Below are 22,398 nucleotides of genomic sequence, written 5' to 3'. Positions count from 1 at the left end.
TTACACAAGAAAACTTTCTTTTGTAAATTTGAGTTCAAAAAAAATATCAATTTTAATTTGCCAATAAGCTGAAAATCAAATACTTGTGTGGATATTAAAAATACTAATTCTTATGATAATCCTATTCAAAAGATAGTTTTGGGGCAAAAATCCTGTTTTAGTCACTAAAAAACTATATCAATGCCTCCCATAGAATTTCTACTGGGTGTAGAGCCTTTCTACCCGTGCCATCATGTATCTGATGACGACAACTTGTGCCTGGTGCAGCAATAATCACTTCTTCAGGCTGTTTTCTGACGGTCGGGAAAAGAACCAACTCACCGATTTTCATCGAAATATCAAAATGTTCTTGCTCATACCCAAAGGAACCTGCCATACCACAACAACCCGATGGAATAAGATGTACTTCATAGTTGGCCGGAAATGAAAGCATTTTCTTGGTAGGTGTCAGCGAAGCAACTGCTTTTTGCTGGCAATGACCATGTAATTTAATGAGTCGTTTCTCTTCTGTAAAGCTACTTTTTTTGATATTTCCTCTGTCTATCTCTCGTGCAATAAACTCATCAACCATCAAGGCATTCTTCGACAAAGTTTTGGCGTGTGAGATTAATTCATCTATCACCAGATCAGGGTATTCATCTCTGAATGTCAGAATAGCCGATGGCTCAATGCCAATCAATGGAGTATTTTCATTAATAAGATCTTTCAACAGGCTCACATTTTTATTGGCAAGTTTTTGCGCATCTTTCAGCATTCCTTTTGAAAGATACGCTCGGCCTGCATCAACATGGTCTGGTATTATTACCTGATACCCCAATTTTTGTAACAGGAATATTGTCTTTTTACCAATCTCTACATCATTAAAATTGGTAAATTCATCACAAAACAGATATACTTTCTTTTCAGTGTTCGTCTCTTCGGTTTTTACAATATGTTTATTATACCATTTTTTCAAAGTATCCTTCTGCAAAAGAGGCATGGTACGGTTCGGATGAAATCCAACTACCCTATTGGCTATTTTACGAAGAGGGGTATTATCAAAAATCAGATTATAAGCCCAGGGAATATAAGAGGCAATATTACTCATTTTAGAATAATTGCCCACCAACCATGAGCGGACTGGTACGCCATGTTCTTCGTTATAATGTTGTAAAAACTCCATTTTGAGTTTAGCTACATCTACATTTGACGGGCATTCTGATTTACACCCCTTACATACCAGACACAAATCCATTACCTCTTTTACTTCCTTGCTGTCAAAACGGTTCATTTTCTCCGATTTTGTTAGCACTTCTCTCAGAATATTAGCTCTGGCGCGGGTAGTGTCTTTCTCATTTCGTGTTGCCATGTAGCTCGGGCACATAGTTCCACCACTTAATTCTGTTTTACGGCAATCGCCGGAACCATTACATTGCTCGGCATGTTGCAGAATATCCTGATTATGGAATCTGAAAACCGTTTTAAATTCTGGCGTTTGTTGTCCTGCTTCATAACGGAGAAACTTATCCATTGGCGGCGTATCAACAATCTTGTTTGGATTAAAGATATTTTGCGGATCCCAAACCTGTTTTAACTCTTTGATTAAAGTATAGTTTTTCTCTCCAATCTGTTGTCGGATAAATTCCCCCCTTAAACGTCCATCTCCATGCTCACCAGATAACGACCCTTTGTATTTTTTAACCAGTGTTGATATCTCCTCAGCAATTAGTCTGAATTGCTTGTGTCCTTCTTCAGTCTTCAGATTAATAATCGGGCGAAGATGTATCTCTCCTGAACCCGCATGGGCATAATGTACCGCTGACATACCGTTTTCAGCCAATATTTTATTGAAGTCGATGATAAATTCCGGAAGGTCGTTTACATCTACTGCTGTATCCTCAATAACTGCTACTGCTTTTTCATCACCGGGCAGGTTAGATAATAAGCCTAAGCCTGCTTTTCGTAATGTCCAGATTTTCTTTGTGTCTTCTCCGAACAATACGGGATAATGATACCCTAAACCTGCGGCACGCATTTCTGCTTCCATTTCAGCAGCTAATTGCTGAATCTCTTCTATGTCATCACGAGCTATCTCAACTACAAGAATAGCCCCCGGATCACCCTGCACAAAAAAACGGTTCTGACGTTGTTCCTTATTTTCTTTAGTACATTCTAATATATAATGGTCTATCAGTTCAACTGCCGAAGGTCTATATTTCAAGGCAATCAGGTTGGCTCTTAAAGATTCATCAACCGAGTTGAAATGTACACAAACCAGACCCGTAAACCTCGGTGGAAGCGGATTAACATGAAGCTTAATTTCAGTCAGAAATATAAGCGTACCTTCTGAACCAGCTATCAATTTGCAAAAATTGAAAAGTTCTTTAGAATTAGTCTCAAATACTTCTGTTTCCAGCAATTCATCAATCGCATATCCTGTATTCCGGCGGTCAATAGTTCGTTTCGGAAACTCTTTTCTGATTTCTGCCTGATTATCTTTATTACTTAAGACCCTGCTTATATGTTGATATAACTTTGTTTCCAGACTATTATCAGTAGCCATGCTTTTTTCCTGAAACTCTGATAAGGTTAAATCTTTAAACTCAACAAAGCTGCCATCGCTTAAATAGCCCTTTACCTCCAATAAGTGATTACGGGTCGAACCATAAACTACCGAATTAGAACCGCAAGAATTATTGCCCACCATACCTCCAATCATCGCTCGATTGGCAGTTGAGGTCTCTGGTCCAAAAAACAAACCGTGTTCTTTAAGAAACAGATTCAGTTCATCACGCACCACTCCGGGCTGTACTCTTACCCAGTTTTCTTCTTTGTTAAGTTCTAAAATCCGGGTAAAAGTTCTCGACACATCAACTACAATACCACTACCTACTACCTGCCCTGCTAATGAAGTACCGGCAGTACGCGGAATCAAAGACGTATTGTTTTCTTTAGCAAAAGATATAAGTTTTTGTAAATCAGATTCATTTTTAGGAATAGCTACTGCCAGCGGTATTTCACGATAAGCCGAGGCATCAGTAGCATAAAGGGTCCGCATTACTTGGTCATAATGAAGTTCACCTTCCAAGATTCGGGCAAGCTGTTTCAGTTGGTCGTCAAGCATTCTCTGTCGATTCTAAATTGGTATATCCAGTACTGGTTTTTATCAGACTTCAAAATTAGTTAATATGAAGCTAACTTATTTAAAAAGTACAAAAGAATTATTTTTAAACAAACCACAAAAACTTAATTCCTAAAGATAAACAGGGTAATATCTTTATTATAAATTTTATTTTCCAACTACTTAAATATCAGTTTTTTACTGAATCATTCTTAGCATTTTTAATCTCAGAAAGATTTGTTTTTTACAATCAGCATTACGACGTCCTCAGAAATAATTTTTAGTACTTTTCTAATATTTCTCATGTTTGATAAATCAGTAATGAAAACGATTGCAAAGGATTGAAACAATGAAAAGACAGATTTAAAAGACTATTCAGGAAGTAGCATTTTTTTTATTTAATACCTCTCTACAAAATTTGTATTCACAATCATCATTTTTAACAATTGATAACCTCCAATGCTGGAGATAGATGGCATCTTTATACTTCCGGGAATTAATTTAGCGGAGCAATAAGGCAAAATCCGTTGAATCACTCTGAAAAACTGTGAAATATATGTTTTGTGCAAGTTTTTTTTGAAACTTCTTAATTTTTAACTTATTTTTTTGGACTTTAAATATTTCTTTTTGTAGTTTTGAAAGTTGATTAGCAGTAATGTTCTATCTTATCCCGGCATATTCCAATTAAACAGGGTAATCTGACCAGGGTTTTGAGAAGGCAAAGCTCTGATAGACAAGTTTTTACGAAAATTTATTAACTCACTTTAATTACAACCTATGATGAATTCCTACCAAGTAGGTCGCTCAATAGAGCGGCTATTGGCTTGTGTGAAAAATTCTGTTTTCACTCTCGCTGTATTGTTACTCACATCATTCACATTTGCGGTAATGGCACAGGATGTCACAGTTTCAGGTACTGTAAAAGGTGCTGACGGAACTGGTTTACCGGGTGTAACTGTGCAGGAAAAAGGTACTTCGAAAGGTACTCAAACAAATGTTGATGGTACTTACAAACTATCAGGTGTTTCTAAAAATGCTACCTTAGTATTCAGTTTTGTGGGTATGCTAACCCAAGAAGTGGCTGTGGGTAACAAAACTGTTGTTGACGTAACCCTATTAGACGATACTAAAGCTCTTGAAGAAGTAGTGGTAGTAGGCTATGGTACGCAGAAAAGAAAAGAAATTTCAGGTACTGTGACAAGTCTTGGAAGCCGTGATTTCAACCCCGGGGTTGTTACTAATCCATTAGCGGCTGCTCAAGGCAAAGTGGCAGGTTTGGTAATCACTCAAAGTAGTGGTGATCCTAACGCTCGTCCTACTGTACGTCTTCGTGGTACAGGTTCGTTAAGTGCAGGTAGTGAGCCACTATATGTAATCGACGGTGTGATTGGTGCTCCTATTGAAAACGTTGCCCCTGAAGATATTCTTACAATGGATGTACTGAGAGATGCATCTTCGGCCGCAATTTACGGTTCAAGAGGTTCAAATGGTGTAATTTTGATTAATACCAAAAGAGGTAAAGCAGGTGCAACTACTGTTGATTACAACGGCTATGTTGGTCAGGAAAAAATCTCTCAAAGACCTGATTTACTAAATGCTGCCGAGTTCAGACAAGCTGCACAAAAATACAATCAGACTTTTGATGATGGTGGTGCCGATACAGACTGGCTTAAAGTGATTACTCGTACAGCCTTGTCTCAAAACCACAATATTGGTGTTTCAGGTGGTTCAGAAAACTTTTCTTATAGAGCTTCAGTAGGTTATTTAGACCAGATTGGTACTTTGATTGGTTCAAGCAAAGCTCGTTTAAACGGCCGTTTGAACATGGATGCGAAAGGACTCAATGGGAAATTATTAATGAAGTTTAATATGTCTGCTTCTCAGGCTGATGCAAGCTTCGCTCCAGAAAGAGCTATAGGTTTCGCTATGAATATGCGTCCTACCGATCCTGTTTATAGTTCAAATGGTAATTACTTCCAGCTTCCTGGTACGTTTGGTAACTTTAATCCTTTAGCAGTTCTTGAAAGTATTTCTCAGAAAGAAAGACTTCAAGACTTTTTATTTAATGCGCAAGCGGGTTACACTATCATTGATGGCTTATTCTTTAATGTAAGTGGTACATTACGTACACAAAACAAAAATTCAAGCTTCTATGCCAAATCTACAGTTGATAACTTATTACGCACAGTAGGTGGGAACTCTGCTTCAAGAGGTTTAGACGCTGTAGTTGATAAACAATTAGAAACTACTTTGAATTATACCAAAGCAATTACTTCTAATAGTAACCTGAGCGTATTAGCTGGTTATACTTATCAGGATGTTGTTTCTGATGGTTTTGGTGCTTCAAATAACAACTTCTTAACAGACGTTTTCGGCCCTAATAATCTCGGAGCTGGTCTTGGTATCAGAAGCAATCCAAACCTTTTAGGTTCGTATAAAAACGAGTACAAATTAGTTTCGTTCTTAGGCCGTGTGCAATACAGCTTAATGAACAAATATTTTGCTACAGTTAATATGCGTCGTGATGGTTCGACTAAATTCGGGGACAACAACAAATGGGGTTTCTTCCCATCTGTGTCAGTAGGTTGGACTTTGAGTGAAGAGCCATTCTTAAAAGGTAACCCTGCTATTGATCTCTTAAAGCTTCGTGTAAGCTGGGGTAGAACCGGTAACTCTGAAGGTATCGCTCCTTTACGTTCAAGAGGCTTCTATGGTACCAGTGGTACTTATTACGATGCAACTCTTAATGACTTCTTACCTTCGTATGCTATTCAAGGTAACCCGAATCCTAACCTGAAATGGGAGGTTAACGAAAACTACGGCGCAGGTATCGATTTTGCTTTGTGGAAATCAAGACTAACTGGTTCGATTGACTGGTACACTCGTCAAACAAAAGACTTGTTATATGTAGTAAACGCACCGCAAGAAAAAGGTTATGTATTCCCTACTATCCTTGCTAACGTAGGTAGCATGCAAAATAGAGGGGTTGAAATCTCTTTAACTTATCAATGGGTTGATAAAAAAGATTTCACATTTAGCTCAACTTTCGCCGGTTCATTCAACAAAAATAAAGTTATCAGCTTATCAAACGATTTGTTCCAGGCTCAAAACCAGATATTCTTAACTACTAATTTAGGTAGTGCATTAAGAGGTACTTCGGCCGTAAACTTCTCAGTATTACAAGCCGGACAACCAGTTGGTGTGTTCTACGGAGCAGTAGTTGATAGAATCGAAAACGGCAAGTATGTATTCAAAGATTTGAACGGTGATGGTAAAATAGAACAACAGGCTGGTGACAGAACTTATCTTGGTGATCCGAATCCGTTCTTCGTAGGCGGTTTGACCAATAGCTTTAAATATAAAAGCTTCGATTTTCAGTTCCAGTTAACAAGTAATATGGGTGCAAAAATCATGAACACTAACCAGTTGTTATTAGGAAGACAAGATGGTCGTATTGCAGAATCTAACGCCCTTAAATCAGCTTTAACTTCACCTATCAATGACAACCAGACAATCCCAATGGATTATTATGTTGAATCTGGAAATTATGTTCGTGTAAACAACGCATCATTAGGCTATACTTTACCTGCTAACTTGGGCGTTTTAAGAAGAGCACGTATCTACATTGCTGGTAACAACTTGTTGTTATTTACTAAATACTCGGGTGTAGATCCTGAAATTAGTCAGGCCTTGAAAGTAGACGGAGACAACCAGAGAGCTCCAGGTATCGATGTACGTGAGACATATTACAAAACACGTGGTCTTACTGCAGGTATCAACCTTTCTTTCTAAATAATCGTATATACAAAGACTGATTAAAACTATCAATAAAATGAAAAGAAAAAATCTTATAAAAGTACTTTCTGTATCAGCCCTTAGCTTAGGTCTAATCAGCTTGCAGTCATGTACTGACCTAACAGAGCCTGTTTACAGCTCTATCCTTGATGATGGTAATTTCCCTAAAACTGACGACCAGATTGCTGCAGTATTAGGACCCGCCTATGGTGGTTTAAGAGGAATGACTGACAACTGGTTTAACCCAAGTGAAGCTACAACTGATGAGTTGATTGTTCCTACTCGTGGTGGTGACTGGTACGATAACGGCGACTGGTTAGCGTATTCTCGCCATACCTGGACTTCTCAACATGGCCCAATTAATGGAGTTTGGGGTTTTATCTTCGGTAATATATCACAAGTAAACCAATTAATGGTTGTAGTAAAAAGTAATCAGAAAGCGGTTGATGAACTTCGTGCTATCCGTGCTTTTTATTACTTCATGGCCATTGATTTATTTGGAAATGTACCTATCGTAACTGATGCTGCTTCAAACGCAGGAACAAAAACACGTGCAGAAGTATACGCATTTATCGAGTCTGAATTAAACGCTGTCATTCCAAACCTGAACGCAGGAAAGGTATATAGCCGTATGAATCAGGATGTAGCTAATATGCTTTTAGCAAAATTATATCTGAATGCAGGTGTGTACAAAGGTGCTCCTGAATGGCAAAAGGCTTATGATACTATTAATAAAGTTATCAATTCAGCTAACGGTTATAGTTTATCAGCTAATACCCTTGACAACTTTGTAGTTCAGAACCAGGGTTCAGCAGAAAATATCTGGGCTGTACCTTATGACAACTTCAAAGCAGGTGGTATGAACTTCCAGATGAGAACATTACACTATGCTAACCAACGTACTTACAACTTAGGTAATGCGCCTTGGAATGGTTTCTGTACACTGGCAGAATTCTATAACTCTTTTGATTCTAAAGATGCCCGTATCAAAATGTGGTTGACAGGCCAACAATATGCAGCAGATGGTACTCCTTTAAAAGATGCAAAAGAACAACCTTTGGCATTCATTACAGATTTCAACAAAGACCAGATGACCGATGCTGATCCTGAGTTCCAGGTAGCAGGTGCTCGTTCTCAAAAATATGAGATACAGAGAAATAACCCTAACGGCGACCAAAGCAACGACTTAGTAGTGTTCCGTTTGGCGGACGCTATCCTTGTAAAAGCAGAAGCCGCTTTCAGATTAGGTAAAAATGCAGAAGCTTTAGATGGTGTAAATACCATCAGAACAAGATCTGGTATCGCTCCTCTTGCTACTTTAACGGATGCTGACATCTTAGCAGAAAGAGGTCGTGAATTTGCATGGGAAGGCTGGAGACGTAATGATATGATTCGTTTTGGTACTTTCACGAAGGAAAGGAAATTCATGAAGAATCTGGATAAAAATAGAGAATTATTCCCAATTCCTCAACCTCGTATTGATGCAAACCCATTATTGAAACAAAATCCTGGGTACTAATACTATATGAGTTTCAAAAAGGCAGATCAGGTGTGGTCTGCCTTTTTATTTTACAGTCGGTAGGCCAAGTAACCGGCATTTAACCTATACCAATGAAAAAAATACTTTTAATTATCCTTTGTTCTTTTTTCCTCTTCTCTTGTAGCAAGAAAGAAGATACACTGTTTGAGTCCCTCCCGGCCACTGAAACAGGAATCGATTTTGTAAACAGGAGCTTAGAAAAAAAAGAATTTAATATTTTCAATTACCGGAATTTCTACAACGGCGGAGGGGTAGCGATCGGTGATGTAAATAACGACGGGTTCTCGGATATTTTTGTTACTTCAAACTTTGAAGACAATAAACTTTATCTCAATAAGGGAGTAAAAAATGGTAAATCATTCCAGTTTGACGATGTATCAATAAAGGCTGGTATTACAGGTAAAAAATTCTGGTCAACTGGCGTTACATTTGCCGATGTCAACGGCGATGGCCTATTAGATATATATGTGTGTAATTCGGGTAGCCAGGATCAACGTGGTAATCAGTTATATATGAATCAGGGTGTCGGACAGAACGGCATTCCGACATTTAAGGAAATGGCCAAAGAAGTAGGTCTGGAAGATGGAGGGTTCTCTACACACGCTGCTTTTTTTGATTATGACCGTGATGGCGATTTAGATATGTACCTGCTCAACAATAGCTTCACTCCGATTGACAGGTTAGGCTACATGAACCTCCGCAATGAGCGTGATAAATTAGGCGGGCATAAATTATTCAGAAACGACAGTGAGCAGGGGAGTCTGAAATTTACTGATGTAAGTGAGAAGGCAGGTATTTATGGAAGTCTGATTGGTTTTGGATTAGGTATCACCATTGGAGATGTAAATAATGATAATTGGTTGGATATTTACATTTCTAATGATTTCTACGAGCGTGATTACCTCTATATCAATCAGAAAGACGGTACATTCAAAGAAGATTTAGAAAATCAAATGGCGCACATCAGCCTTAGTTCTATGGGGGCTGATATTGCCGATATAAATAACGATGGCAACCTGGATATTTTCGTAACAGATATGTTGCCTGCCGACGACAGACGCTTAAAAACTACCAGTGTTTTTGAAAGCTATAATCTGTCGGAAATGAAACAGAAACGTGGTTTCTGGCATCAGTATATGCGCAATATGTTGCATCTGAATAATGGTGATGGCACATTCAGCGAAATAGGTGAGTTTTCGGGCGTACACGCCACCGACTGGAGTTGGGGAGCCTTGATTTTTGATATGGATAATGATGGACTAAAAGATATATTCGTGGCAAATGGCATTGCCAAAGACCTCACCGACCAGGATTTCGTAGAGTTTTTAGGCGATCGTAACACTATGCAACAGATGCTGGAAGGAAAGAAATTCGATTATAAAGAGTTTACAGATAAAATCTCCTCCGTTCCTGTTCCCAACTATGCTTATAAAAACAATGGCAATGTACAGTTTACCAACACCACTAAAGCATGGGGTTTAGAAGGACCCGGGTTCTCAAATGGAGCTGCTTACGGAGATTTAGATAATGATGGAGATTTAGATCTGGTCGTAAACAATGTAAATGCTCCTCTGTCGGTCTATAAAAACAAAACAAATGAGGTAAACAAAAATCACTTTTTGCGCATTCATCTGAAAGGCACTGCCAAAAATCTGAATGGTATCGGGGCTACGCTGACTGTCTACCAACAAGGTGACAAAAAAGTTTTGCAACAAATGCCTAACAGAGGTTTCCAGTCATCAAGCGACCACCAGATAATATTTGGTTTAGGAAATAACCCTGATATCGACTCTCTGAAAATTGTTTGGCCTGATGATAAAATGGAAGTTATCAAAAAGCCCAAAATAGATATAAGCCTTACCTTAAATTACAAAAATGCCAATCAGGTGTTTCATAGTACCCAACCTGTAAAACAATTTCTATTTAAAGATATCACCAGCAATACCCTCAATTATACCCACCAGGAAAGCAATTTTGTGGATTATGACCGTGATGTCTTGCTTAAACAGAAATATTCTACTCAAGGTCCCGCTTTTGCGGTAGGCGATGTAAATGGCGACGGTTTAGACGATTTATACTTTGGTGGTGCCACAGGACAACCCAAAAAACTATACATTCAACAAAAAAATGGCCAGTTTCTGGAATCCAATCAACCGGATTTTGCTTTTGATGGAACCACCGAAAACGTCGATGCTTTATTCTTTGATGCCAATAAAGATGGCGCACTCGATCTGTTTGTGGTAACAGGTAGCAATGAGTTTGAAATAAACTCACCAGAACTCCACGATTTACTCTACCTGAATGATGGTAAAGGTAATTTTAAAAGAGACCTGCGCTTCCCCCCTATTAATGAAAACGGTTCTTGTGTCGCCGCCGACGATTTTGATAAAGACGGAGACCTGGACTTGTTTGTTGGTTCACGTATGATTCCGGGCAAATATGGTTTGAGCCCAGCCAGCAATCTTTATATAAACGATGGCACCGGAGGGTTTAAAAATCAATCGAAACGTTATATGCCTCAAATCAATGAATTAGGTATGGTAACAGATGCTGAATGGGTAGATATTGATAAAGATGGTTTCATTGATCTGGTTGTTACGCAAGACTGGGGTGGCATTGCAATCTTTAAAAATGATAGAGGCCGTACCTTAACCCTGAAAGAAACCATCAAAGATTCAGAGGGTATATGGAACTGCCTGAAACCAGCCGACATTGATGGTGATGGAGATATAGATTTCATAGCAGGCAATTTGGGCGAAAATGCCAAACTAAAGGCCTCAATAGAATATCCTGCCTACTTAGATGTCAATGATTTTGATAGAAATGGCACGATCGAGCAGATTATTTCATGTGTAACGGAAGATGGCACCACTTACCCGATGGTTCTGAAAGGTGAGTTGCAAAGAGCATTGCCAATGATTAAAAAGAAATTCATCAAATATACCGATTATGCCAATAAATCAATCGATCAGATTTTTACTGCCGAACAGATGAAAGATGGAATACGTAAAAAAATCACTAATACTCAGACCTCATTTCTGATCAACGACGGCAAGGGTAATTTCTCGTTACAAGCCTTGCCAATGCAAGCACAATTGTCACCTGTTTATGCCATAGAAACAGGCGATTTCAATAATGATGGTATATTGGATATTATTTTAGCAGGAAACTTCTTTGATGTGCTACCTGAGTGGGGGCGTTTTGATGCCAATTACGGACTCTTACTGGAAGGAAAAGGTAAAGGAACGTTTAAATCCATCACACCTGATAATTCAGGATTCAAAACCCTGGGTCAGGTACGAAAAATGTATAAAGTAAAAACAATGGTACACAACCCTGATATAACTGAAGAAATGCTTGTATTGGCAAAGAATAATGATAAAGCGCAGGTATTCAGTTTTAAAAAACAGAAAAAATGAAGTCAATAGTCAAGTTTATAAGTATAGTCAGTCTACCAGTCGTAATTTTTAGTGCTTGCACGAAATCGAAGGAAAACGAAGACATAAGGCTCTTCAACAAACTATCACCGAGTCAAAGTAAAGTCGATTTTGCTAACAACATCACCGAAACCAAAGATTTCAATATTTTAGATTATTTGTATTTCTACAATGGTGGTGGTGTAGCAGCAGGTGATATTAATAACGACGGCCTGACTGACCTCTTTTTTGTATCGAACCAGGGCAAAAATAAACTCTACATAAATAAAGGTAAAACCAAAGACAGCCCGGTTGAATTTGAGGATATTTCAGAAAAAGCCGGAATCGGGGGTTTTTCTGACTGGAAAACAGGTGTAACAATGGCCGATGTCAATGGAGATGGGCTGTTAGATATTTATGTATGTGCGGTTGCCAACTATAAAGGCTTAGAAGGCTCTAATGAGCTATATATTAATAACGGAGACCTTACTTTCACAGAAAAAGCCAGCGAATATGGACTGGACTTCACAGGCTTTTCTACTCAGGCCGCTTTCTTCGATTATGATAAAGACGGAGACCTTGACTGTTACCTGCTCAACCATGCCGTGCATAACACCCGCTCGTATGACCGTGTCAATACACGTATGCTAAAAGACAACGAGGCAGGAGATTACCTCTATCGTAACGATAACGGCAAGTTTACCGATGTAAGCAAAGAAGCGGGAATCTATCAGGCAGCAATGGGTTATGGATTAGGTTTATCAGTGGCTGACATTGACAACGATGGCTGGTTAGATATTTATGTAAGCAACGATTTCCATGAAGACGATTACTACTATATCAACCAGAAAAACGGTACATTTAAAGAAGCTGTAAAAGAACACTTCACACACCTGAGCCGTTTTTCAATGGGTTCTGATGTAGCCGACATTAATAATGACGGTTTTCAGGATATCATGACCTTAGATATGTATCCGGAAGATGAAAAAGTAGAAAAATCATCAGTAGGCGAAGACCCATTAGATATTTATCTGTATAAACTACAATTCGGTTACTTTAATCAATATAGCCGTAATTGTCTGCAATTAAGCATGAGTGGTAAGCGTTTCAGTGATGTTGCTCCCATGTCTGGTGTAGCCGCCACTGATTGGAGTTGGAGTCCGCTGATGGCTGATTATGACGGTGATGGAATTAAGGATATTTTTATTACCAATGGTATTCTCAGAAGACCTAATGATCTGGATTATCTGAAATTCATTGCCAGCGACTCTCTCCATTATAATCTTCCAACCTCTCATGAGCTCGACCAGCAGGCTATTGATAAAATGCCGAGCGGTAAGTGGCACAATTACCTGTACAGAGGCACAAAAGGATTACAATTTCAGGATAAATCCATTGATTGGGGATTTGAAGAAGCAAATGTTTCTAATGGCAGTGCCTATGCAGATTTAGATAATGACGGAGACCTGGATTTGATTACAAACAATCTCAACGATGCCGCCGGAATTTATATCAATCAAAGCAGAGAGACAATAGGTAATAACTACATTAAAATAAAACTAAAAGGTAATAATAAAAATACGTATGGAATAGGTGCTAAAGTAATCTTAAAAACAAGTGAGGGCGAGCAACTCCTGCAACTCATACCCACCCGTGGTTTTATGAGCTCAGTTGAGCCATCTCTAATTTTCGGCATTGGAAAAATTCCTGAAATAGATTCATTGATTGTGATATGGGAAGATCGGAAAATGGAAGTAATTACCAATCCTGCCATCAATAAAACAATTACATTAGACCAGACTCGTGCTAAGGCAGATGGAAGTACTTATCCGTTCGAAATGTCGCAAAAACCATTATTTGAAAATATTACGACTGCCGGAAATATCCCGTTTATTCATAAAGAAAATGTCTATTTTGATTTCACCCGTGAATTACTGATTCCTTTTAAAGTATCTACAGAGGGGCCAAAAATGGCTGTTGGCGATGTAAATGGTGATGGACTCGAAGATTTTTATGTGGGAGGGGCTAAATATCAGACAGGAGAGCTATACATGCAAAAAGCAAACGGCTTTACTAAAAGTGAACAAACTGCTTTTGCACCAGATTCTTTATTAGAAGATGTAGACGCATTATTCTTTGATGCCGATGGCGACAAAGATTTAGATTTGTACGTCGTAAGCGGAGGAAATGAATTTTATGATAAAATGGTTGAACAATTCGACCGACTATATCTGAACGACGGCAAAGGCAATTTTACTAAATCTGTGGATGCTTTGCCACAGATGTTCGACAATAAGTCATGTGTACGTGCCTGCGATTTTGATAAAGATGGTGACCTTGATTTGTTTGTAGGTGGGCGTGTGGTCAGTTACCAATATGGTAAATCGCCTAACTCTTACTTACTGTTAAATAATGGCAGAGGAAAGTTCAGTGATGCAACTCAAAATATTGCCCCCGAACTCCGTCAGGCAGGTATGGTTACTGATGCAGTCTGGACAGACATTGACAAAGATGGTGACCTTGACCTCACTGTAGTAGGTGATTGGATGCCAGTTAAAACTTTTGAAAACAACCAGGGGAAATTCAAACTGATAGATAATCATTTGGGTAAATTCACCGGATTCTGGAGTAGTATTACTTCCGGAGATTTTGATAACGACGGTGATATTGATTTCGTGATAGGTAACTTGGGCACCAACACAAAGTTCAGAAAGCATACAGGAGGACAATTGAAAATGTTTACCAAAGATTTCGACAAGAATGATGCTATAGACCATATTTTAGCTTATAGCAGAGGTGATAAATGGTATCCAGTGAATGGGAAAGACGAATTGGGAAAACAGATTCCGGGTATAATTAACAAAAAATATATTGATTATAAAGACTTCTCAGGCAAAACCATTGAACAGGTATTTAATTCAAAAGAATTAGATGATGCTGAAGAAAAAATAGTCAATACCTTTGAATCGGTTTACATAGAAAACTTAGGAAATAAAACCTTCAGATTAAAGCACCTACCAATTCTTGCACAGGTATCAAAAATCATGACACTACGCACAGAAGATATAGACGGCGACGGTAATTTAGATATACTTATAGGTGGCAACTTCTATGGGGCTAATATGTATCAGGCACGTTATGATGCCTCTTACGGGTTAATACTCAAAGGCAATGGCAAAGGAGATTTCAAAGCATTGGTACCAACCGATACAGGCTTTTTGCAAGAGGGCGATGTACGTGATATAAAGGTAATTAATACCCCAAAAGGACAATTGTATTTCGTGCTAAGAAATAACGAAAAAATGCAGATATTTAAGAAATTGAAATAAATTGTTTTTAAATATCTGGCTCTTAAAATCAGGTGGGGTTGGCTTACCAATCCCACTAAATTCTATATCAAAATCTAACTCTGATAGACCCTTGGCTCATCAGGATTAGTGAATTTTTTAATCCAACCAAATGGTTATAAAGTTCGTCACATCTTAAAACAAACTCCCTGTTATTTATTCAAACAAGAAGGTCAGTTAAAACTGTCACGTTTCTGCTTTTATCCCAACACCCTTAACCTTGGAATGAATGAATAAAAAATGCTATCTTTTATTTACACTACTATTACTCCTGCTACTAAATATCCATAAAGGTGCTTTTGCACAAAAGAAAACCTTTCTTTTTGCAGGAACTGTAAAAGAAGCAGGTACGAATCTGCCACTTGAAAACGCCAGCATACTTTTTTCAGGTATGACTATCGGTGTTCAGACCGACTCTTCTGGCTACTTTGGCTTATACCTGCCGCCAAAAACTTATCAGATAACCATTCGGATGCTCGGTTACAAAATAAAGACAGATAGAATAGTTTTAGACCAGAATGTAAATATTGAAGTAAGCCTGGAAAAACTCGAAAAGTTGTTAGATGAAGTTGTCATTACAGCCGAAAAATCTGATGCAAATGTCAACCGAACTCTTATGGGGGTTGAAAAACTCTCAGGTAAAACACTTAAGAAACTCCCCAATCTGATGGGCGAGGCTGATGTTATCAGAAGTATTATGCTTTTGCCCGGCGTTTCAACCGTTGGTGAAGGAGCTTCAGGCTTTAACGTAAGAGGGGGAAATGTTGACCAGAATCTTGTCTTGCTCGATGGCGTTCCGCTATTTAATACCTCTCATCTATTCGGTTTTTTCACAGCCTTCAACGCCGATATGGTGCAAGATATAAGTTTGTTCAAGGGTGGTATCCCCTCCATGTATGGTGGCCGGGCCTCATCTGTTTTAGATGTTCGACTAAGAGAAGGAAATTTCGACAAATGGAGTTTGCAGGGCGGAATCGGTCCTATTTCCAGCAGGCTCTTGGTAGAAGGTCCATTGTGGAAAGGTAAAACATCTGTCATTGCCGGTGCAAGAGGTTCTTTATCTGATTTTTATCTACGTTATTTCCCTAACGAAGCACTCAAACAAAGCAAGGCTAACTTCTATGATTTCAACATAAAAGTTACACATAAATTCGGTCAGAATCAGCGTATCTCTCTGTCAGCTTATTCCAGCAATGATGCCTTCAAGTTGGCGCAAGACACCATGTATTTCTGGAATACCAGTAATATAGCCCTGAAACACAATGCTTTAATTAATGGCAAACTGGCACATAATTTCACCGCCTTTCTTAGCAGATACCAGTATGGTATTAAGGGTTTAAGCGCACCTTATCAATATAAATGGCAACCTTCTATTATTCAGAAATCTATCCGAGAAGATTTAAGCTACGAGCTATCCAATAAAAGTAGATTAGATTTTGGTTTGGAACTTAGCCAGTATAAAAACGATGCTGGAAGCCTTACACCAACTACGTCAGAATCTATTATTAATAACTTTGCCATGCCTATTGAACACTCAAGAGAAATGGCTGCTTATATCGGGCATAGTATCAGTCTTGGAAAAACCATTAGTTTAGATTATGGGTTACGATACGCCTATTATCAATTAATCGGTCCCGGCAATTTCTACGATTATCAGTCCGGCAAACCTCGTGAAATAGATACTATTGTTGATACACTTAATTACCGTAATGGCTCGGTCATTCAGTCGTATGGCGGCTTTGAGCCACGTGTCTCTCTGGCTTTTAAAGTAGATACCAATTTTTCTATTAAACTGGGATATAACCGTATGCAGCAATTTATGCACCTGATTTCTAATACAATGGCTATTTCACCTGCCGACCTCTGGAAAAACAGTAATCCGCAGATACCTCAACAAATAGCCGATCAGTATTCGATAGGGTTTTTCAAGAACTTCATAGGCCAGGAAACCAATGTATATGAAACCTCTTTAGAGGTTTACTACAAAGACCTTAAAAATGTTGTCGATTATATTGATGGTGCTGCATTATATCTGAATCCTACTATCGAAACCCAACTATTGGTAGGAAAAGGCTTTGCTTATGGAGCAGAATTTTTTCTAAAAAAAGCACGTGGCAAAAAACTGACAGGCTGGTTTTCTTATACCTACTCGCGTACTTTCCGTCAGATTCCGGCTACAGAAAATCAGATATCTGCCAATTTCGGCCTGAGATTTCCTACCAATTTTGACTCTCCCCACAACTTCAAATTAGTATTGAATAACCGATGGACAAAACGAATGACATTCAATGCTAATTTCACCTATAATACCGGGCGTCCTATTACCTACCCGAACGGTAGGTATAAAATAACAGCTTTCAGTGATGTATATGATTATATGGTAAAAGCCGGACTAAACCCCAGAAATGGTTTCGATAAAGGCACTTATGTTTACAATGGCACTGTTTATGAATTTCTGCAACCTGCCACTATAAACCAGCTATTAGATGGATATTCTACCCCAAGTTTTACATTAAGAAATGCAGAACGGATTCCTGACTATATGCGCCTGGATTTAGGCATTACTCTTGATGCCAAAGAACAGAAGAAATGGCAGGGCAGCTGGAATTTTTCAATTTATAATATTCTGGCACGACAGAATGCCTATTCTATCTACTTCAAATCAGCTACTGGTTTGCGTACACAGGCTAAAACCTATAAACTCTCAGTTTTAGGAGCTGCTATTCCATCACTCACTTACAATTTCAGATTCTGATGAAAAAAATATATCTATTTTTATTCCTGATAGGCTGGCTTACTTCCTGCGAAACAGAATTAACCGATTTTGAAGTAAGTAATCAGACGAATGCTATTGTAGTATATGGAGAAGTTAATAACCTTTCGGGTCCATATCATGTAAGGTTAAATAAGGCAACAGCCTATGACCCTTACAACGCCTCAGAATATATCGGAAAACCCATAACAAAGGCACAGGTAACGATTATCGACGGCTCAGATAATGTGTTTGAAATGGTTGAAATACAAGAAGGTTATTATGAAACCTCTCCATTGTTTAAAGGCATAACCGGGCAGAAATACCAGTTAAAAATAAATACTGCCGATGGCAAAGTCATAGAGTCCGATTTAGCTGAATTAAAATCTCCGGCAACTCTCAACAGATTTGATTACACGTTTGTAAATGCAGAAAAAGCGCTCAACATGAAATTTAATGTAAGGGCAGAGTTAAAAGATCCGGCCGAAACTGAAGATTATTATTTTATCAAACGTCAGGACTTTATTCAGTTTATTACTACTTGTCCCGAACCGCCGCCACCACCTGCACCTGTTCCGGTGTGTTATTCTAAATGCTGGCAAGCTCCTTTTAATAGTCAACCTGTTTTGTTAAAAGATTTTCTGGTAAACGGCCGAAACATCCCGATACCAATAAATAGTGTCGGTTACAAAGATTATACCGACTGGGTTATTCAATTAGACATTTATTCGGTTTCTAAAAACATCTATAACTATTGGCAAAGACTCGAAGACCAGAGAAGCGTAGGTGGAGGCATCTTTGATAAAATTCCTGCACAAATTGTAGGCAATCTGAAATGTATATCAGACCCTCGTCAGGAAGTATTAGGTATATTTGTAGTTGGGGGGGTAGATAAGCAACGTCTGGTTATCGACCGGTTTACTAATATTCCGACAGACGCTTATAATAAAATGGTTGCAGATATCGGTATATTTGACTATCGCTTTTCAAAACTAAAACTATGGGATTGCCAAACCGCCGGATTTGTTGAGTATAATATTGGCCGTAATCTACCACCTTTATTACAGTAGCAATAAAATCCGATTTCTATTGTTATTTTTACAGGCTTATATTTTTTCTGATGACAAAATCGCTGTTTTATTGCTTGTTTCTGACTACACTGCTTTCTTGCAAAGAAAGTTCGCAGAATTATTTATTCGAATCACTGGATACTTCTCAAACGGGTATTGATTTCTTGAATAGGATTGAAGATACTCCAGAAATGAATATCATCAACTATCGTAACTTCTATAATGGTGCTGGAGTAGCTATAGGCGATGTAAACAATGATGGTTTTGCCGATATTTACCTTACAGCCAATCAGGGCGAGAATAAACTATATCTCAATAAAGGTAAAAAAGAGGGGGACTCTTTTCAGTTTGAAGATATCACCAAACAGGCTGGCGTAAGCGGCACTAAAGCATGGAGCACCGGCGTAACTTTTGCCGATGTCAATGGCGATGGGTTGCTGGATATTTATGTCTGTAATTCGGGTGAACTTCGGAATGATACCCGTGGCAATGAGTTGTTTATTAATCAGGGTATAGGACAAAATGGCATTCCATCGTTCAAGGAAATGGCAGTAGAGTATGGGCTGTTTGACGGAGGATATTCTACTCACGCTGCTTTTTTTGATTACGACCGTGACGGCGACCTTGATATGTATCTGCTTAATAATAGCTTTATACAGGTCAACAAACTACAATATCAGAATTTACGTAATCAGAGAGACCCATTCGGCGGACATAAATTACTCAGAAACGATAATAATAAATTTACTGATGTAAGCCAGCAGGCAGGTATTTATGGTAGCCTCATTGGGTTTGGCTTAGGTATTACAGTAGGTGATGTGAACAACGATAACTGGTTAGATATTTATATATCAAATGATTTCTACGAACGAGATTACCTTTATATCAATCAGAAAAACGGCACATTCAAAGAAGTGGTAGAAGAATCAATGGGGCACACGAGTCTCAACTCGATGGGTGCCGACATTGGTGATATTAATAATGACGGGCAGGCCGATATTTTTGTTACTGATATGCTACCTAACGATGATTATCGTCTTAAAACTACTTCAAGCTTTGAAACATACGAATTAGAGCAAATTAAAGTTCAACGAGATTTCTATCATCAATATACCCGAAATACCCTCCAGCTCAACAATGGTGATAACCATGACGGTATTCCCGTTTTTAGTGAAATAGCTGCTCTTTCAGGGGTTTATTCTACTGACTGGAGCTGGGGAGCATTAATTTTTGATATGGATAATGATGGCAAGAAAGACATCTTTGTAGCTAATGGCATTATCCATGATCTCACTGACCAGGATTTTATTAGTTTCTTAGCTGATAAAAACACGGTTCCACAAATGCTCGATCAGAATGGCAGGCTCAACATTAATAAAATGGTTGAGAAAATGCCTTCTCAACCTCTTCCGAATTATGCCTTTCAGAACCAGGGGAATCTGAAATTTGAAAATAAAGCTATTGACTGGGGCTTAGGAGAACCTGGGTTCTCTAATGGTGCAGCCTATGGAGATTTAGACAACGACGGAGACCTTGACCTGATTATCAATAACAATAATATGCCTTTGTCAGTCTATCGCAATAATTCTTCCGAAAAACTGAAAAAACATTTTTTAAGAGTTAATTTAAAAGGTGCAGACAAAAATGCCTTTGGTATCGGAGCAAAGGTATTTTTGTATCAACAAGGCAGGATTCAATATCTTCAATCGATGCCTAATCACGGTTTTCAGTCATCAAGTGATCATATTCTGGTTTTTGGTTTGGATAAAAATCCGGTTATTGATTCACTAACTGTTATCTGGCAGAATGATAAAAAACAAACCATCAAAAACCCCAAAGCTGATACAGATCTGGTGTTAGAACAAAAAAATGCTGATCAGCTTTATAGCTACAGACCATTGGCTAACTCTAAATATTTTACTGATATAACTTCACAATCAGGTTTGAATTACACTCATATCGAAAACGAGTTTGTTGACTATAACAGAGATGCCACCCTCAAACAAATGTTTTCACGGCAAGGACCTGCCCTGGCAGCAGGTGATGTAAACGGTGACGGACTGGATGATGTGTACTTAGGGGCAGCCTTTAACTCTGTTGGACAACTTTTCCTTCAGACTCATTCAGGGAATTTCCAGGCCTCAAGACAAAGCGTTTTTGTTACCAATGCACATGCAGACGAAGTAGCAGCCACTTTTTTTGATGCCGATGGCGACAAAGACCTTGATTTATATGTAGCTACTGGTGGTAATGAATTTCTTAAAAATAACCCGCTCATTACCGATTATTTATATATTAATGATGGTAAGGGTAACTTCTCATTAGGCTCACTATCTGCATTTTTTGAAAATAATTCATGTGTAATAGCAGCAGATTTTGACAAAGATGGCGATGAAGACCTTTTCGTTGGTTCTCGTATGGTAAGTGCTCAATATGGTAAAAGCCCTGAAAGTTATATTTTAAGAAATGATGGAAAAGGTAAGTTCATAGCCGAAAGTTTAGGCGAACTCGGAATGATAACCGATGCTGCTTGGACCGATCTTGATAAAGATGGCTGGCAGGATTTAGTATTAGCAGGCGACTGGATGCCTGTAACCATTCTTAAAAATCAGAAAGGGAGAATCTCTCCTGTTGCAACACCTATCCCCGATTCAGCAGGTTGGTGGAATACCATAAAAGTAGCAGATATTGATAATGACGGAGACGATGACCTGATTGTGGGTAATTTAGGTTTTAACTCTAAACTAACAGCCTCCAGAGAACACCCCGCTATGCTTTGTGTAAATGATTTTGATAAAAACGGTCTGGTAGAGCAATTGATTTGTGTCTATAACAATGGAAAGTTAGTACCATTAATGCAAAAACCTGATCTGCAAAGAGTTATTCCATCTATAAAAGAACGTTTCGTCTATCATAAAGACTACGCTAACAAATCAGTTGATGAAATATTTACCAGTGTGCAAAAAGAAGGTATGATTGAAAAAACGGTAGTGAATCCACAAACCTCTTTCTTTATTAATGATGGCAAAGGCAACTTTAACATAGTACCTCTGCCTATAGAGGTGCAGTTCTCTCCGGTATATGGCATAGAAACCTGCGATTATGACCATGATAATAACCTCGATATTATTCTTACAGGCAATTTCTTTGATGTATTACCCGAAATTGGTCGATATGATAGTAATCATGGTCTGGTTTTGCACGGCAAAGGACAAGGACAATTTGAGGTACTGAAATCAAAAGATACGGGATTTTTCAGCAACGGACAGGTACGCCGGATGAAATTAATAAAGGGAGCTAAGAAAAATATACTAATTTTGGCAAAAAATAACGATAAGGTTCAAGTAATTGGATTCTGAGGCATACCTCATCCCCTGA

Annotated in this window: 8 protein-coding genes; 7 read left to right on the top strand and 1 reads right to left on the bottom strand. The window is 38.4% G+C overall.

What is annotated here, in order from left to right:
* Positions 1 to 172 precede the first annotated feature (172 nt).
* A complete protein-coding gene (locus H1R81_RS25220; protein ID WP_181843530.1) occupies positions 173 to 3,103 on the bottom strand; it encodes an FAD-binding and (Fe-S)-binding domain-containing protein in 2,931 nt (976 codons plus the stop codon).
* A gap of 774 nt (positions 3,104 to 3,877) precedes the next feature.
* Between H1R81_RS25220 and H1R81_RS25215 the strand changes: the two genes are divergently transcribed.
* From H1R81_RS25215 to H1R81_RS25185, 7 genes are all read left to right on the top strand, one after another.
* On the top strand, positions 3,878 to 6,892 hold the full coding sequence (locus H1R81_RS25215) for a TonB-dependent receptor (protein WP_181843529.1): 3,015 nt from the start codon (positions 3,878 to 3,880) through the stop codon (positions 6,890 to 6,892).
* A gap of 40 nt (positions 6,893 to 6,932) precedes the next feature.
* Entirely contained in the window at positions 6,933 to 8,414 is a 1,482-nt protein-coding gene (locus tag H1R81_RS25210; RefSeq protein WP_181843528.1) for a RagB/SusD family nutrient uptake outer membrane protein, read from the top strand.
* Positions 8,415 to 8,506: 92 nt separating this feature from the next.
* Positions 8,507 to 11,854, top strand: coding sequence for a VCBS repeat-containing protein (locus H1R81_RS25205; RefSeq protein WP_181843527.1), 3,348 nt, complete (start codon positions 8,507 to 8,509; stop codon positions 11,852 to 11,854).
* Positions 11,851 to 15,180 (top strand): VCBS repeat-containing protein, encoded by a 3,330-nt coding sequence (locus tag H1R81_RS25200; protein ID WP_181843526.1) that lies wholly within the window; start codon positions 11,851 to 11,853, stop codon positions 15,178 to 15,180. Before H1R81_RS25205 ends, H1R81_RS25200 begins: the two co-directional genes overlap by 4 nt.
* 247 nt (positions 15,181 to 15,427) lie before the next feature.
* Complete coding sequence (locus tag H1R81_RS25195; protein WP_181843525.1) at positions 15,428 to 17,953, top strand: TonB-dependent receptor; 2,526 nt, start codon at positions 15,428 to 15,430, stop codon at positions 17,951 to 17,953.
* Positions 17,953 to 19,020, top strand: a complete 1,068-nt coding sequence (locus H1R81_RS25190) for a DUF4249 domain-containing protein (protein WP_181843524.1) — start codon at positions 17,953 to 17,955, stop codon at positions 19,018 to 19,020. Before H1R81_RS25195 ends, H1R81_RS25190 begins: the two co-directional genes overlap by 1 nt.
* Before the next feature lie 50 nt (positions 19,021 to 19,070).
* A complete protein-coding gene (locus tag H1R81_RS25185; protein ID WP_181843523.1) occupies positions 19,071 to 22,379 on the top strand; it encodes a VCBS repeat-containing protein in 3,309 nt (1,102 codons plus the stop codon).
* The last annotated feature ends 19 nt before the right edge of the window (positions 22,380 to 22,398 follow it).

The sequence above is a fragment of the Emticicia sp. BO119 genome, from assembly GCF_013912375.1.
Lineage (GTDB): Bacteria > Bacteroidota > Bacteroidia > Cytophagales > Spirosomataceae > Emticicia.
The sequence above is the reverse complement of the archived record's forward strand: the minus strand, read 5'-3'. Positions and strand labels throughout refer to the sequence as shown.